Origin of the sequence: Ideonella alba (genome assembly GCF_018069875.1) — a bacterium.
Lineage (GTDB): Bacteria > Pseudomonadota > Gammaproteobacteria > Burkholderiales > Burkholderiaceae_C > Ideonella > Ideonella alba.
Map to the genome: position 1 here is coordinate 380,707 of NZ_JAGQDF010000003.1, position 14,335 is coordinate 395,041.

13 protein-coding genes are annotated in these 14,335 nt (G+C 70.3%); 3 read left to right on the forward strand and 10 right to left on the reverse strand.

Features of this window, described 5'->3' with window-relative positions:
• Positions 1-134: 134 nt before the first annotated feature.
• The 10 genes from KAK07_RS07025 to KAK07_RS07070 all read right to left on the reverse strand — a co-directional run bounded on the left by KAK07_RS07025 (position 135) and on the right by KAK07_RS07070 (position 10,521).
• Positions 135-1,259: a hypothetical protein gene (locus tag KAK07_RS07025; protein WP_210859818.1), complete on the reverse strand. Its 1,125-nt coding sequence runs from the start codon at positions 1,257-1,259 to the stop codon at positions 135-137.
• Between the two features lie 14 nt (positions 1,260-1,273).
• The gene (locus KAK07_RS07030) at positions 1,274-2,659 is read right to left on the reverse strand and encodes a hypothetical protein (RefSeq protein WP_210851359.1); all 1,386 of its coding nucleotides are present in this window, start codon (positions 2,657-2,659) and stop codon (positions 1,274-1,276) included.
• A gap of 31 nt (positions 2,660-2,690) precedes the next feature.
• A complete protein-coding gene (locus KAK07_RS07035; RefSeq protein ID WP_210859819.1) occupies positions 2,691-4,055 on the reverse strand; it encodes a hypothetical protein in 1,365 nt (454 codons plus the stop codon).
• Positions 4,052-5,095: a hypothetical protein gene (locus KAK07_RS07040; RefSeq protein ID WP_210851363.1), complete on the reverse strand. Its 1,044-nt coding sequence runs from the start codon at positions 5,093-5,095 to the stop codon at positions 4,052-4,054. The genes KAK07_RS07035 and KAK07_RS07040 overlap by 4 nt, the downstream gene beginning before the upstream one ends.
• The gene (locus KAK07_RS07045) at positions 5,092-6,168 is read right to left on the reverse strand and encodes a glycosyltransferase (protein ID WP_210851365.1); all 1,077 of its coding nucleotides are present in this window, start codon (positions 6,166-6,168) and stop codon (positions 5,092-5,094) included. Before KAK07_RS07045 ends, KAK07_RS07040 begins: the two co-directional genes overlap by 4 nt.
• A complete protein-coding gene (locus tag KAK07_RS07050) occupies positions 6,165-7,139 on the reverse strand; it encodes a hypothetical protein (RefSeq protein WP_210851367.1) in 975 nt (324 codons plus the stop codon). The genes KAK07_RS07045 and KAK07_RS07050 overlap by 4 nt, the downstream gene beginning before the upstream one ends.
• Positions 7,136-7,444 carry a hypothetical protein gene (locus tag KAK07_RS07055; protein ID WP_210851369.1) on the reverse strand — a complete coding sequence of 103 codons (309 nt, stop codon included), beginning with the start codon at positions 7,442-7,444 and terminating at the stop codon, positions 7,136-7,138. Before KAK07_RS07055 ends, KAK07_RS07050 begins: the two co-directional genes overlap by 4 nt.
• A 423-nt stretch (positions 7,445-7,867) precedes the next feature.
• The gene (locus KAK07_RS07060) at positions 7,868-9,403 is read right to left on the reverse strand and encodes an ammonium transporter (protein WP_247660860.1); all 1,536 of its coding nucleotides are present in this window, start codon (positions 9,401-9,403) and stop codon (positions 7,868-7,870) included.
• A gap of 31 nt (positions 9,404-9,434) precedes the next feature.
• Entirely contained in the window at positions 9,435-9,773 is a 339-nt protein-coding gene (locus KAK07_RS07065; protein WP_210802639.1) for a P-II family nitrogen regulator, read from the reverse strand.
• A 25-nt stretch (positions 9,774-9,798) separates the two neighbouring features.
• Entirely contained in the window at positions 9,799-10,521 is a 723-nt protein-coding gene (locus KAK07_RS07070; RefSeq protein ID WP_210851372.1) for a TorF family putative porin, read from the reverse strand.
• A 245-nt stretch (positions 10,522-10,766) separates the two neighbouring features.
• Between KAK07_RS07070 and KAK07_RS07075 the strand changes: the two genes are divergently transcribed.
• Genes KAK07_RS07075 through KAK07_RS07085 form a run of 3 tightly spaced genes read left to right on the forward strand, consistent with a single transcriptional unit; the run spans position 10,767 to position 14,335 of the window.
• The gene (locus KAK07_RS07075) at positions 10,767-12,293 is read left to right on the forward strand and encodes a YifB family Mg chelatase-like AAA ATPase (protein WP_210851374.1); all 1,527 of its coding nucleotides are present in this window, start codon (positions 10,767-10,769) and stop codon (positions 12,291-12,293) included.
• A gap of 3 nt (positions 12,294-12,296) precedes the next feature.
• The gene (locus KAK07_RS07080; RefSeq protein ID WP_210851376.1) at positions 12,297-13,400 is read left to right on the forward strand and encodes a glycosyltransferase family protein; all 1,104 of its coding nucleotides are present in this window, start codon (positions 12,297-12,299) and stop codon (positions 13,398-13,400) included.
• Complete coding sequence (locus KAK07_RS07085; protein ID WP_210851378.1) at positions 13,397-14,335, forward strand: glycosyltransferase family 29 protein; 939 nt, start codon at positions 13,397-13,399, stop codon at positions 14,333-14,335. Before KAK07_RS07080 ends, KAK07_RS07085 begins: the two co-directional genes overlap by 4 nt.

Below are 14,335 nucleotides of genomic sequence, written 5' to 3' on the forward strand. Positions count from 1 at the left end.
TTGTCTGCGCAGCGCCAGGGGCCGAAGGCGCCACAGGTGCCGGGCCGCTGCGGCGCTGCCGGAACCAGGCGCCCCAGCCGTCGGGTGCGGGGGGAGGGGAAGGCGCGGTCATCGCGGCGGCGATCGGGGCCGGTTCAGTCGCCCCGTTGGGCCGCGCGCTTCTCGCGGCGCTCGGCCTTCTCGGGGTCTTCCACCGCGAAGTGGCGTCGGGTCTGGCGCAGGATGGCCGCGTCCTCGGCCTGGGCGGCCACCTGCAGCTTCTCGGTCATGGCGGCGCCGATGTCGGCCGACTGCGCCGGCACGCCCAGCACATCCACCGCCCAGCGCCGGGTTTCCTCGTCCAGGTCCAGCACCTGCCGCAGCTCGGTCAGACCATCCGGCGCCGGCTTGCGGTTCAGATGGCCCAGCGGGCAGCCCAGGCGCGATTCCATCCAGGCGATGTCCCCGGCGGTGCCGCTGGCGGCCTCGAGCAGCAGCTCGTTGCTCAGGCGCAGCTTGGGGCCGGGCAGCTGCGAGGCCAGGCGGGTGATCCAGCGCGTGGCCTTCAGGTCGCGGCTGTGGGTGCGGCTGGCCAGCTGGTGGTTGAAGTTGGCGATCACGGTCACGCCGCGGCGCGACAGGCCCTCGTTCTTGCGCACGATCGAGGATTCGGGCAGGTCCAGCCCGGTGGTGGCGATGAAGTCGCTGACCACGTCGCCGTTGCGCAGCTTGGCGCTGTTGAAGTGGCGGTAGATGACCTTGTCGGCGCCGAAGACCTCTTCCACCTCGCTGAACCAGGCCTGGTAGGGCGGGCTCATGCGCGCCAGCTTGACGAAGTCGACCGAGCGCTTCTTCAGCTGTTCCTGGAACAGGCTCTCGATGTAGCCGTAGGGCTCGCGGACGTAGAGCACCACCTGCATCTCGTCGACCTTGCGCGCGAACCAGTCGCGCATCATGGTCAGGCTGGCGGTGCCGAAGGCCGAGCCGATCATCTCGGAGGAGATCACGAAGATCGATTTCGGGCGTTCGAGGAATTTCTCGATCCGGTCGCCGAAGTTGTGCAGGCCCGCGACGCGACCCTTGCCCTTCTCGTGGACGTTGCCGGTGAAGCTGGCGTCGAACATCGAGCGCAGGTAGTAGCCCGAGTTGCCGTTCTCTCGGTAGAGGAACTGGTAGTTCGGCGTGGTCGGCGTCTCGCTGAGCGTCACCTGGATCGAGGTGCTGCCCGTCTTCTGCATGCCGCCGTGGATGAACAGGGTCTTGCGCGGGGAAGAGGTCATGGCGTGTTCGCAGTCTAGGTCACGTGCACCGGACACTCGAGCGGGGTGAAGCCCTTCTGCTCGAACCAGCACCAGCCCTCCTGCAGGCCGGTGACCTGCAGGATGTAGCGTCCGGGCTCGGCGGGCGCCAGCACCTCAATCTCGGCCGGGACCCGCTGCCCGGGGGCCAGGACCTGCACCGGCAGCGGCGTGCGTCGGCCCTCGAAATGGGCCATCTGGCGGTCTTCGTGGAGCCAGTGGTAGCACAGGCGCAGCGGCAGCTCGGGCGTGCCGCGCCACCAGTGGCAGCTCTGCTGCTGCAGCGTCAGCGGCAGGCGCACCGTCTCGGAGGCCCGCATCGTCGTCGGCGCCGTGTCCCAGACCAGGTGGCCCTGGGCGCATTCCAGGCGCTGCGGGCCCAGCGAGGCTTCCATGTAGAGCAGCGCAGCCTCGTTGGCGAAGCGGGTGGCGTCGGCGTCCTGGTCGTCGTCGGCGCGCAGGAAGCGCTCGGGCGCCTCGTCGAACTCGATGCCGAACTCCCGGCGCAGCACCTCGGCATGGGGCTGGAACTCGGTCTGGATGAGCTCGATCTGCTCGGCGCTGAGCTTGATCGGCGCGCCGGTGATGCGGTTGAGCTGGCTGCCGTGGCGGTTGTTGAAGTCGGCCTGCGACAGGCGGATGTCCAGCGCCGCCAGGTGCTCGCGCAACGCCATGCCGAAGGCCAGGCCGCGCGCACTGAGGCTCTCGTTGGCGCTGCGCTGCAGCTTGGACAGCGCGCGCGCCTGTTCCAGGTCCAGGCCCAGGGCGCTGAAGAAGTCGATCACCACATCGCCTTCGGTCAGGGCCTGGCGGGTGAACACCCGCACCTCCAGGGCGTTGCGGCCGAAGGCCGAAGCCAGGCGCTTGAAGCGCTCCTTGAAGCGGTAGACCGGGCGTTCCTCGTCGGGCGCCCAGGCCGGGCGGCCCATCTTGACGCGCTGACTCATCGCGCTGACCGCATAGGACAGCGGTGGCCGCACGTAGAGCAGCACCTTGACCCGCTCGGCGAAGTTCTCGCAATGGGTGCGCAGCGCGATCAGGTCGGGCAGGTTCAGGCTGATGAAGCCCTCGTACGAGAACAGCAGCTGACGGGCCCGCGGCTGGGCCCGGATCCAGGCGCTCTGCTCCTGCAGGTAGCGCCTGTCCGCGGCGCGGATCGCGGTCTCGTCGGTGCGGCCGTTCTCGACGTTGAGGACATAGCGCGCCGGGTGGCTGGAGAAGCACGAGCCCAGCTGGGCGTGCCAGCTGCCCGGCGGGTAGACGATCGAGCAACGCGATGCCAACTCGGCCCGAGCCTGGTCGCACACATCCTGGATGGCGGTGGAGCCGGTCTTGTCGAGGCCGAAGTGCAGGATCGCGGTGTCGAAAGGCTTGTCGGTCATCAGTCGAAGTCTGCCTCAAAGGCAGCGTGCGTCACGCCACGCTGAGTTTGGCCGAGAATTTCGTGAAACCCTTCTGGTCCAGCCAGGCGTGCTGCTCCTGCACCACGCTGATCTCCATGGTGTAGTCGCCCGGGGCCTTGGGCGCCTTCACCTTGAGTTCCAGCTTGCACTTGTCGCGCGCGCGCAGCCGGGCGTGGGGCAGCGCGGTGCGGCCACCGCCGCCGATCAGCTTGCCGTCGGCACCGCGGTAGCGGTAGCCGATGTTGATCGGGTTGGGATTGGTCGACTGCCACAGCACGCTGGACTCGTTGAACAGCGTGACGCCCAGCTTCAGCTCGGCCCCGGCCTTCATCTGCGCGGGCAGGTTGTCGACCTCGATGTGGCCGAAGGCGTTCTCGAGCAGGCACTGCTTGAGCACCATGCCGGTGACGACGCCGGCGATGTCGCGCAGGATCTCCTCGGAGGCGGTGTCGGCCGGCGCGATGTACTTCTCGGGCGGGTCCTTGAAGACGATGCCGAACTCGCTGCGCAGGTAGTCCAGGCCGGTGCGGCTGGTCTGGGCGACCACCTCGGCCTGTTCCGGCGTCAGCTTGATCGAGGGGCCGGGCAGGTCGGCGATCAGGCCGCCGTACTTGCGCTGGTACTCGGCCGACGGCAGCTTGATGCCGGCGTCCAGCAGCGCCTTGGCGAAGGCGCCACCGAACATCATGGCCCGCGAGGTCATGCGCTGGTTGGCGCGCTCAGGCGTGACGTAGTCCGGCGAATCGATGATGTCCGCGGCGCCGACGATGTGCAGGAAGTCGATCACCGCGTCCTTGCCGGTCAGCTGGTCGGACTCGAAGGAGCGCACCATCACCGAATCACGTCCGAAGAGCTTGACCAGGCGGCCGATCTTCTCGGGGAAGTTGTGGATCGGGATGCGGCCGTTGGGGCAGGGCTCCTTGCCCATGCGCACGTTCTGGCCCATGGCGCTGACCGCGTAGGAATGCGGCTCGCGCACGTACATCACCGCGATCACCGAGTCGGCGTAGCGGCGCGCCCACTTGTACATGCCCTCCAGCGCCTCGTCCGGCAGGTGCATGAAGCCTTCGTAGGAGGCCACCAGGGTCTCGCAGTTCTGCGCCGACTTGATGAAGTCCTCGACCTCGACCAGGTACTGCTTGTCGCGGGCCTGGATCTTGGCGCGGTCGGCGATGCCGACATTGCGGTTGAAGACGTAGCTTTCAGGTTCGGCGCAGAAGGCCGAGCCGAGCATCGGGTGCACATCGCCAGGCAGGTAGGCCGCCAGACCGCGGCTGCGCAGCGGCTCGCGCATGGTGCCGAAGGCCTTCTGGATCGAGGTGCTGCCGGTCTTGTCTGTCCCAACGTGAATGATGACTTGTTTGAACTGCTTCATGGAGAACTCCTGGGGGGTTCAGGGGTGCCGAGCGTGCCTTGTGGGCTGCTCTGCAACTGCGACTCAACGAGAACGAAACCAAGGCTGCGCGCATCCCCGTTGCGGGTCGGGAAGGCGGGCAGTTCCAGCTCCACGTGGTAGCGGGCCGGTGCGTTCATGGTGAACACGACTTCGAACATATCGCCGTCGTATTGCACCTGGGTGTCGCTGGTGTCGGTGCGGATGCGCAAGGCATGCAGCGCGCCGCTGATGCCCTCGCGCCAGCCTTTCAGGCGCAGACAGGCACCAGGCCGCTGGGTGGTGCAGCGCAGACGCAGCGTGCTGCTGATCCAGTCGTCGTCGTAGCGATGGCCGTCGTGGATGTGCACCGCGGCACCGAGCGCTTCATCGCTCAGCATCAGGCGGCTCGGGTCGGGGTCGCCCAGGTCGAGCTGCTGCGGCGGCGCCTGCACGCGCAGGATGTGGATCACGTCCTCGAGCAGGCGCGGCAGGTTGGCGTCGGACAGCAGCGAGTAGCGCGGCCGCATGGCCTTGAGCTTGTCGCTGAACTCCTGGGCACCCAGGATGCCGCTGCGCACGCCGTTGAGGCGGTCGATGTGGGGCGCGTGGTGGCGCGCGAACTCCTCCAGGTCACCGCCTGAGGGCATGCGCGAGAGCAGCGTCAGGTAGGCATACACCGCCATCCGGTCGGCGTCCTTGAGCAGCAGCGGCACATGCGCGTCCAGGCGCTCCAGCGCGGGCAGCAGCAGGTCTTCACGGATCTGCGTGCGAAAGCGCTGGTCGGCCGCATCCCAGGTGGCGCGCAGCGCCGCCAGCGGCAGGTCCAGCAGCGTGAAGGCCACGAAGGCCAGCGGCATGTCCTGGCTCAGCGGCCAGCGCAGCTGGTACAGGCCACCGGCATCAGGCGCGGCCGGTCGCAGCACCTGCACCGGGTCACCGCGGAACCAGACGATGACCAGTGGGTGCAGGCCATGCGACCCCAGGCTGCCGCACTCGATGTGGCAGTGGTCAGCCTCGACACGGACCAGCAGGGAGCTCATCGCAGCAGCGCCGACTTGACGGTCTCATAGGAGCTGTCCCAGTGGCTTTCGGCGATCGCCTGGCCACGCGTGTCCGCCGCGTTGGCGGTGAAGCGGGCCGCCAGGGCCTCGAACTGGCGGCCGAAATCGCCGCGCTTGAAGGGAGAGAAGTAATGCACGTGACTGGGCGCCACCTCGGGGATGGAGCTGGATCGGGTGGTCAGCACCGGCGCGCCGCAGACGAAGGCCTCGCGCACCGGCATGCCGTAGCCCTCGAAGACCGACGGGTAGATCAGCAGGTGCGAGCGGCGGATCAGGTCGAGCTTGGCTTCTTCCGAGATGTAGCCCGGGAACTGGATCGTGCCGGCCTCGACCTGCGGCTCCAGGCCCAGGCGCTCGATCAGGCGGTGCATGGACTCGCCCCAGCCGAACTTGCCCGGCAGGATGAAGGCGAAGCGCGAGGCGAAGGTGGGGCTCTCGGCGATGTACTCCAGCACCTGGCGGATGTTCTTGCGCGGCTCCAGCGTGCCCAGCACGGTGACGATCGGCCGCTCGTCATGGAACGAGGGCATCGAGAAATCGGCCACCACCGCCCCGGGGTTGCAGATCACCCGGCGCTTCTTCATGGACTGCGGGAAGTACAGCTCCAGGTCGCGCAGCGTGGCCTGCGAGACGGCGAAGATCACGTCCGAGGTCTCGATGTCGCGCGCCACCGTCGTGCGGTGGTGGCGGATGGTCTCCTTGGAGTGGAACTGCGGCGTGGTGACCGTGCTCAGGTCGTGGACGATGAAGCCCTCGGTGCTGAAGACGCCGCGGATCGACTTGTAGTTCGGGAAGAAGCCGATGCTGCCCGGTGCCGGGGCGATCTGGCGCAGTGGCATGCGGGCCATGTCGGCCAGGCGGGCGCCGCTGGCGTCGTCGATGGCCAGGCGGACGAAGGACTGCGGGATCTCGTGCCAGTTGATGAAGAACCGGGTCTCCAGCGTGTCGGCGTCGGCCAGGAAACGGCGCGCCAGTTCCTTGGCGACGTTGGGGATGCCGCTGAAGTTTCGCTCGAAGAGCGGCGACACCTCGAAATACACGACGGGTTTCATGCGAGCAACTGGTCCAGGCGAAGGCGGCGCCACAGCGGCTGGCGATCGGGCTCGTAGGTGCCGTCGAAGTCCTGCGTGGCGACCCGCAGGCCGATCAGCTGGGACAAGGCGTTCTCGAACAGGTGGCGGCTGCGGTAGCCGGTGCTGAACAGCTCGAAGTCCAGGTCGCGCAGCGCGGCCATCAGGCCAAGCTCGATGTCGATGGTCTGCAGCAGCACCACGCCGCTGTGCCGTTGCGCCAGGCGCTCCAGCGCCTCGGCCACTGGGTCGTCGTGGCCGTCCTCGGTGCTGAAGACGATCATCAGGTTCAGCACCACGTCCAGGCGACGGGCGGCCAGGTCCAGCGCAAAACCCAGGCGGGTGATCTCGTCCAGGTCAGGCTGGACCACCAGCAGGTTGCGCGCGCGGATCTCGTCGGAGCGCTGCTGCAGCAGCCGGATGTGCAGCTTGGACATCGCCAGCTTGTGCTTGATCGGCAGCCGCACATGGCTGGGATCCAGCGGAAACACGGGCGGCGTGGGGCAATGCTGCACGAAGCGCTGCAGCAGGTCGTCGCCGGCCAGGTTGGCGGTGGGCAGGCTGGCGCCCAGCGCGTGGTCGCCCACGTAGTCGCCCTGGATGTCGACGTAGTAGCCGATATCGGCGCCCTTGAGGTAGCGGTGGTCCTCGGGGGCGCGCAGGCTGAAGAAGACGATGGGCGTGTCGTCGTCGACCTCGAACTCGGACAGCAGCTCGGCGCGGCTGGCGAAGTACTCGGGCAGCGCCAGATGCGCCGCCTTGGGCAGGCCGTGGCGCTGGGCCGTTTCCACCAGGATGCGGGCCAGCGCGAAGGACAGGTCGGCCACCTCGTCGGCGGCCGGTCGCCGGCCGTAGACGTGCGAGGTGGCGAACAGCAGCAGCGGCGGGCGACCCGACGCCAGCCGGGCTTCGGCCGCCGGAGCCGGGGTCACCTGTACTGCCGAGGGGTTCATTCGACCGACGAATCCTGCAGATCGGCGGCGCCGTCGTCGGCCTTGTCACCGGCCGGCTTGAGCTGCACGAAGACCGTGCGCATCACCGGCTTGCCGGCCGACGGGCCTTCCTTGGCGGTGACCGACTTCGAGCGGAACACGCCCAGGCGGGGAATGCGGGTGTCGCCCTCGCCAGCGTCGCGGATCTCGGCAGTGATCACGCCGAAGGCGGTCTCCAGCGCCGCAGCCAGCGTGGCGTTGGGCAGCGCCCGGACGTCGGGACCGCCCTCGTCCTTGACGCGCTTCATGAAGTCAGAGAAGGTCATGTTCATGGCTCAGGCCTCCCCCAGACCGGCGGCGCGGTGGCTGGCCGCGAGGGAGGCAGCCGGGCGAGTGCCCGACCGGAAAGCGAATTGCATCTGCATGGTGGCTACCTGAAGTTTGTAAGACCTGTGAGCATGCGCGAACGGCGCCAAATCTGCCAGGGACGACTGCACGGATTGTCTTTGCTCTTTCGGTAGCCAGGCGCCGAACTATAGGCGTAGCGTTGATGTCACCCACCCCACTGATCGCGCGCTTGCGCAGCGCCGGAAATGTTGCTAGGCGCGGCTGAGCGGGCGTTTGGCCTGGGTGGCTCCTGAGGGTGAACGCAGGAAAAAAAACGGGGCCACGTCACCGTGGCCCCGAACTCGCTCCGAACTTTTAGGGGGGTGGGGCGCACCCGCAGGTGCCGCCCCGACCCGCTCAACTCACTTGTTGTAGGCGGTTTCGCCGTGGGTCGTGATGTCCAGACCCTCGCGTTCCTCTTCCTCGGTCACGCGCAGGCCGATCACCATGTCGACCACCTTGTAGGCGATCAGCGACACCACGCCCGACCAGACCACCGTGATCGCCACGGCCTTGGCCTGCACCCAGACCTGGCTGGCGATGCTGTAGGCGTCCGGGGCGATCATGCCCGCGGTGACCCAGTCGCCGACGGCGCTCGGGCCGCCCAGGTTGGGCGAGTTGAACACGCCGGTCAGCAGCGCACCCAGGATGCCGCAGACACCGTGCACGCCGAACACGTCCAGCGAGTCGTCGGCGCCCAGCATCTTCTTCAGGCCCGACACGCCCCACAGGCCGGCGAAGCCCGAGACCGCACCGATCACCAGCGCACCGCCGATGCCGACGTTGCCGGCGGCCGGGGTGATGGCCACCAGGCCAGCCACCGCACCGGAGGCGGCACCCAGCATCGAGGCCTTGCCCTTGTGCAGCGCTTCACCCACGCTCCAGCCCAGCACCGCAGCCGCCGTGGCGACGAAGGTGTTGATGAAGGCCAGGGCGGCGAAACCGTTGGCTTCCAGGGCGGAGCCGGCGTTGAAGCCGAACCAGCCCACCCACAGCAGCGAGGCACCGACCATGGTCAGCGTCAGGCTGTGAGGCGCCATCGATTCCTTGCCGTAGCCCACGCGCTTGCCGATCATGTAGGCGCCCACCAGGCCTGCCACGGCGGCGTTGATGTGCACCACGGTGCCGCCGGCGAAGTCCAGCGCGCCCATCTGCCACACGAAGCCCGCCTTGGCGTTCATCGCGTCGACCACTTCAGCGCCGGTGTAGGCGTCCGGGCCCATCCAGTACCAGACCATGTGGGCGATCGGGGCGTAGCTGAAGGTGAACCAGATCACCATGAACAGCAGCACGGCCGAGAACTTGGCGCGTTCGGCGAAGGCACCGACGATCAGCGCGCAGGTGATGCCCGCGAAGGTGGCCTGGAAGGCGGCAAAGACGATCTCGGGGATGTAGACGCCCTTGCTGAACGTGGCCGCCGGCGCGAAGGTGCCGCCCACGTTGTCCCAGATGCCCTTCATGAACAGCCGGTCGAAGCCGCCGAAGAAGGCGTTGCCCTCGGTGAAGGCCAGGCTGTAGCCGTAGATGGCCCACAGCACGACGATCAGCGAGAAGGTCACCAGCACCTGCATCAGCACCGACAGCATGTTCTTGCTGCGCACCAGGCCGCCGTAGAACAGCGCCAGGCCGGGCACGGTCATCAGGATGACCAGCAGGGTGGAGACCATCATCCAGGCGGTGTCGCCCTTGTTGATGACGGGGGCCGCGGCGGCCGAGGCGGCTTCCGCAGGGGCCGAGGCGGCGTCAGCGGCCGGAGCCGCCGCGGAAGCGGCGTCGGCCACCGCCGCTGCCACGGAGGCGGCGGCGGCGGGCGCGGAGGCAGCGTCCTGGGCCAGGACGGCGCCCGCGAAGCCCCAGGCCGCGAGGCCCAGGGCGAGGGAGGCAATCAACTTCTTCATGATGTGCGTGTCTCTGGTGGGTCTTGCGGTGTCAGAGCGCGTCCTTGCCGGTCTCGCCGGTGCGGATGCGAACGACCTGTTCCAGCGGCGAAACGAAGATCTTGCCGTCGCCGATCTTGCCGGTGCGGGCGGAGCCTTCGATCGCTTCGATGACGCGGTCGACCAGGGCGTCGTCGATGGCCGCCTCGATCTTGACCTTGGGCAGGAAGTCGACGACGTACTCGGCGCCGCGGTAGAGCTCGGTGTGGCCCTTCTGGCGGCCGAAGCCCTTGACTTCAGTGACGGTGATGCCTTGCACGCCGATCGCGCTCAGGGCTTCGCGGACTTCGTCGAGCTTGAAGGGCTTGACAATCGCGGTGACCATCTTCATGGCGGGGTCCTTTCAGACTGCGGGATCAGAAGGCGGCCTTGATGGCCAGGACCAGACCAGCCTTGCCCAGGTCCTTGTTGTTGACCGGCGAGACGTAGACGTCGGTGTCGGTGCCCACCACGGCGATCGACGGCGTCCAGATGCCGAAGGTCTTGCTCAGGGTCAGCGAGTAGTCGGTGTAGCTGGCGGCGCTCAGGTGCGAGACCTTCTGGTAGCCCACGTGCGGGGCCAGCATCAGGCCGTCGCCCAGGTCGAACGAGGCGCTCAGGTCCAGGTAGCCGCTGTTCTTGCTGTCGGGGAAGCCGAACAGGTTGGTCACGCTGTGCGAGTACTTCAGCGTGGCCGGGCCGTAGCTCAGCGCGCCGTAGATTTCAGTGGTGTTGGCGCTGGGGCTGAGCTTGTTGCTCGGGTAGACATAGGTCAGCACGCCGACATCCAGGGTCAGGTCCTTGGAGACCTCGCCCTTCCAGCCGCCGTAGACGTCGATCTCGACGTTGGCGTCGCCACCACCGTCCTTGACCCACTTGATGGTCGAGGCCCAGGTGCCCAGGTACAGGCCGTTGGGGCCGGCGAAGTCCATGCCGCCTTGCAGCGCGGGCTTCACGCGGGTCTGCGAGATGCCGCGGTAGCGGTAATCGCTGGTCAGGCTGACGTTGAACGACAGCGGGCTGGCTTCCTCGGCCTGGCTGACGGTGGGCAGGGCGGTCAGCAGCAGGCTGGCGGCGAGGGCGATGAGCGACTTGTTCATGTGGGAGTGACTCCAGGTGTGGGATGGAAAGATCCGTGCGATCGGCGGTCTTTCTGCAGCTTCCGTGCCATGAGCCTCCCAGGGGTGTGGCGCGGTCATGCCCTGGATTGGTGCACCGTCTTGGTGCGCGGGGCTTCAGTCCAGCGCGGCGACGCGGCACAATGGGGCGCATCCGCCGGCGATGTACCGGCTTTGCCCATCGATGGGGCGCACGGGGCCGTCAGGTCCCCAGGGGAGGTCCTGGAATGTCATTGGCAGTGGTGGTCAGCCGCGCGCTGGACGGCTTGCGCGCGCCCGAAGTGCGGGTCGAGGTGCACCTGGCCAACGGCCTGCCCAGCTTCACGCTGGTCGGCCTGGCCGATACCGAGGTCAAAGAGGCGCGCGAGCGCGTGCGCGCCGCGCTGCAGCAGTGCGGCTATGACTTCCCGCACAACCGCCGCGTCACCGTCAACCTGGCGCCAGCCGACCTGCCCAAGGAGTCGGGCCGCTTCGACCTGCCGATCGCCATCGGCCTGCTGGCCGCCCAGGGGCTGCTGGACGAGGCCCGGCTGGCGCGGCTGGAGCTGGCGGGTGAGCTGTCGCTGGCGGGCGAGCTGCGCCCGGTGCGCGGCGCACTGGCGCTGGCCCTGGCGGCGCAGCGCGACGGCGAGGGCCGCACCCTGGTGCTGCCGGCCGACAGCGCGGCCGAGGCGGCGCTGGTCGACGGCCTGGACGTGCGCGCCGCGCGCCACCTGTCGGAAGTGGTGGCGGCGCTGCTGCCCCAGGCGGCCGAGGCCTTGCCGGCGGCCCAGCCGCGCGCGCCCGCGCCGCCGGCCGCCGCCCCCGACCTGGCCGAGGTGCGCGGCCAGGCGGCGGCACGGCGGGCGCTGGAGATCGCGGCCGCTGGCGGCCACAGCCTGCTGCTGGTGGGGCCGCCCGGCACCGGCAAGTCGATGCTCGCGCAGCGCCTGCCCGGGCTGCTGCCGCCGATGACCCGCGCCGAGGCGCTGGACAGCGCCGCGCTGCAAGGCCTGGCGGCCAGTGGCTTCGACGCCGCCGGCTGGCGCCAGCGGCCCTGGCGCGCGCCGCACCACTCGGCCAGCGCGGTGGCGCTGGTGGGCGGCGGCAGCCCGCCGCGGCCGGGTGAGATCTCGCTGGCCCATGGCGGCGTGCTGTTCCTGGACGAGCTGCCTGAATTCCCGCGCAGCGCGCTCGAAGCGCTGCGCGAGCCGCTGGAGAACGGCCACATCACCATCTCGCGGGCGGCGCGCCAGGCGCGCTTTCCGGCGCGCTTCCAGCTGGTCGCGGCGATGAACCCCTGCCCCTGCGGCTGGCTGGGCACGCCCGATGGCGGCCCGATGGCCTGCCGCTGCACGCCCGAGGCCGTGGCGCGCTACCAGCGCCGGCTGTCGGGCCCGCTGCTGGACCGCATCGACATGCAGGTCGAGGTGCCCGCACTGACCCCGGCCGAGCTGCTGGCCGCCACGCCTGGCGAGCCCAGCGCCACCGTGGCCCAGCGCGTGGCCGCCGCCGCGGCCCGCGCCCAGGCGCGCCAGGGCGAGCTGCCCAACGCCTGGCTGGCCGGTCCGCGCCTGCAGGCCCACGCGCCGCTGGTGCCGGCGGCGCGCACGCTGCTGGAATCGGCCGCCAGCCGCCTGGGCTGGTCGGGCCGCGGCCTGCACCGGGTGCTGCGCGTGGCGCGCACCATCGCCGACCTGGCCGACCAGGCCCAGATCGACGTGCCCGCGGTGGCCGAGGCCATCCAGTACCGCCGGGCCCTGCCCGATACTTGAGGGGTGACGCCTACCCCCGCCGCCCGCCCTGCGCCTGCCCGACCCTGGTCGCTGGCCTTCCTGGCGGTGGGGGGCGAGCGCGCCCGCACCGTGGACGACGGCTCCTGGCGCTACCGCATGGCCCACCTGGCGCAGGCGCTGCAGGCGCGCGGCCACCGGGTGCACCTGGGACACGGCCTGGCGCCGCTGCCCTGGCGACCCGACCTGGTGCTGCTGCACCGCCCGGCCGACGGCTTCTGGCTGCGTCGGCGCCTGGCCGCGTGGCGCCGCGCCGGCGTGCCGGTGCTGGCCGACTTTGACGACCTGGTGTTCGAGCCCGCGCTGGCACCCGAGAGCCCCGCGGTGCTCAACCGCCGCCTGCCCGAGGCCGAGATGGCGCGCCGCTACCAGGCCCACCGCGCGGTGCTGGCCCAGGTGGACGGTTTCACCGTGGCCACCCAGGCGCTGGCCGAGGAGCTGCACACCGTGCTCGCCCGCGACGGCCTGGCGCGCCCGGTGGCCTGCGTCCCCAACGCCGTGCCGCCGGCCTGGCGCGGCCTGCCGGCCACGCCCTGGCCGGCCGACCCGGCGGGGCCGGCGATCGGCTACTTCAGCGGTACCCACAGCCACGACCGCGACCTGGCTGAAGCCGCCCCCGGCCTGGCCCAGGCGCTGCGCGGCCAGCCCGGCTGGCGGCTGCAACTGGTGGGCCGCGGCGACTTCGCGGTGGACGTGGACCCCGCGCGCCTGCGCCGACTGCCGCGCCTGCCCTTCGACAACGGCTACACCGACGCGCTGCGCCAGGTGGCGCTGGCCCTGCTGCCGCTGCAGCCCACGCGCTTCAACCGCTGCAAGTCGGCGCTCAAGCTGATCGAGGCAGGCTGGTGGAACGTGCCGGTGCTGGCCTCGCCGCTGCCCGATGCACGGCGCTTTGCCGGTCCCGGCCTGGTCACGGTCGAGCGGCCGCAGGACTGGGCCGACGCGCTGCAGGCGCTGATGGCCGATCCCGCGCGCCTGGCCGCCGCGTCGAGCGGCCTGCGCGAGCGTGTACTGGCGCAGGCCGACGGCCAGCGCATCGCCGCCGACTGGCGCCGCTTCGTGGTCAGCGCGCTGGGGGTGGGGCGGTGACGGCCTGGCTGCAACGCTGGCTGGCCGCCTGGCGCCGGCGCCAGGGCCATTACGACCGGCGCCTGCTGGCTGCTGCCCACGCCCAGCCGCTGGGCTCGGCCGCCGGGCTGTTGGTGGCGGCCCAGTGGCGGCGCGACCTGGGCCGTCCGTTGCCCCGCCGCTGGGTGGTGCCGCTGCGCCAGGGCCTGGCGCAGCTGTCCGCCGCGCAGCGCAGCCGGGCGCTGGGCCTGCTGGCCGAGGTGGCGCCCCGCTCGCTCGATGGCTTGCCCGAAGACTGGCTTGTGCAAGCTGCGCAGCTGCCCGGCGTGGCCGAATGGCTGGGCCGGCCGTCCGCGCTGGCCAGCCTGGCGCAACGGGCCCAATTCGAACAGTGGGTGCTGGCTCACTGCGCCCAGGGCCACTGTCTGGTGGGCAACGCCGCGGCGCTGGCCGGGTGCGGCCTGGGCGTGCAGATCGACCGTGCCGGCGCCGTCTGGCGCTTCAACCAGTGGCAGGGCGGCCAGGCCGCGCCGGCCGATGTCGGCACGCGCTGCGATGTCTGGGTGTTGTCACCGGCGCTGCAGGACGCGCCGCTGCCGCCGGGCCTGCGCTGGGCCGTGGTCAGCGGGCCGGACATGCGCTTCCAGGGGCGGCACTGGCCACTGGCGCAGCGGCTGCAGGCGGCTGGCGTGGCGGTGCTGACGGTGCCGCTGCCGGCCTGGCGCGCGGCGGTCGAGGCGCTGCAGGCGCCGCCCAGCGCCGGCGTGCTGGCGCTGGCCTGGCTGTCGCAGCTGGGCGGGGGCTGGCAGGGCCTGCGCGCGCTGGGCATCGGCCAGGGACTGGCCACGCCCGGCAGCTACCACCTGGCGCGTCCCGGCGCGCGGCCGGGCAGCCGCCACGATTGGGCGGCCGAAGCGGCGCTGGTGGCGCGCTGGCGCGCCCAGGGCCTGGGCTGA

Coding starts and splice junctions, on each gene's coding strand:
- KAK07_RS07055 (WP_210851369.1), bottom strand. CDS start 7,444: ATGACCTTCTCTGACTTCATGAAGCGCGTCAAGGACGAGGGCGGTCCC.
- KAK07_RS07045 (WP_210851365.1), bottom strand. CDS start 6,168: ATGAAACCCGTCGTGTATTTCGAGGTGTCGCCGCTCTTCGAGCGAAAC.
- KAK07_RS07065 (WP_210802639.1), bottom strand. CDS start 9,773: ATGAAGATGGTCACCGCGATTGTCAAGCCCTTCAAGCTCGACGAAGTC.
- KAK07_RS07025 (WP_210859818.1), bottom strand. CDS start 1,259: ATGACCTCTTCCCCGCGCAAGACCCTGTTCATCCACGGCGGCATGCAG.
- KAK07_RS07035 (WP_210859819.1), bottom strand. CDS start 4,055: ATGAAGCAGTTCAAACAAGTCATCATTCACGTTGGGACAGACAAGACC.
- KAK07_RS07050 (WP_210851367.1), bottom strand. CDS start 7,139: ATGAACCCCTCGGCAGTACAGGTGACCCCGGCTCCGGCGGCCGAAGCC.
- KAK07_RS07070 (WP_210851372.1), bottom strand. CDS start 10,521: ATGAACAAGTCGCTCATCGCCCTCGCCGCCAGCCTGCTGCTGACCGCC.
- KAK07_RS07060 (WP_247660860.1), bottom strand. CDS start 9,403: ATGAAGAAGTTGATTGCCTCCCTCGCCCTGGGCCTCGCGGCCTGGGGC.
- KAK07_RS07040 (WP_210851363.1), bottom strand. CDS start 5,095: ATGAGCTCCCTGCTGGTCCGTGTCGAGGCTGACCACTGCCACATCGAG.
- KAK07_RS07030 (WP_210851359.1), bottom strand. CDS start 2,659: ATGACCGACAAGCCTTTCGACACCGCGATCCTGCACTTCGGCCTCGAC.
- KAK07_RS07075 (WP_210851374.1), top strand. CDS start 10,767: ATGTCATTGGCAGTGGTGGTCAGCCGCGCGCTGGACGGCTTGCGCGCG.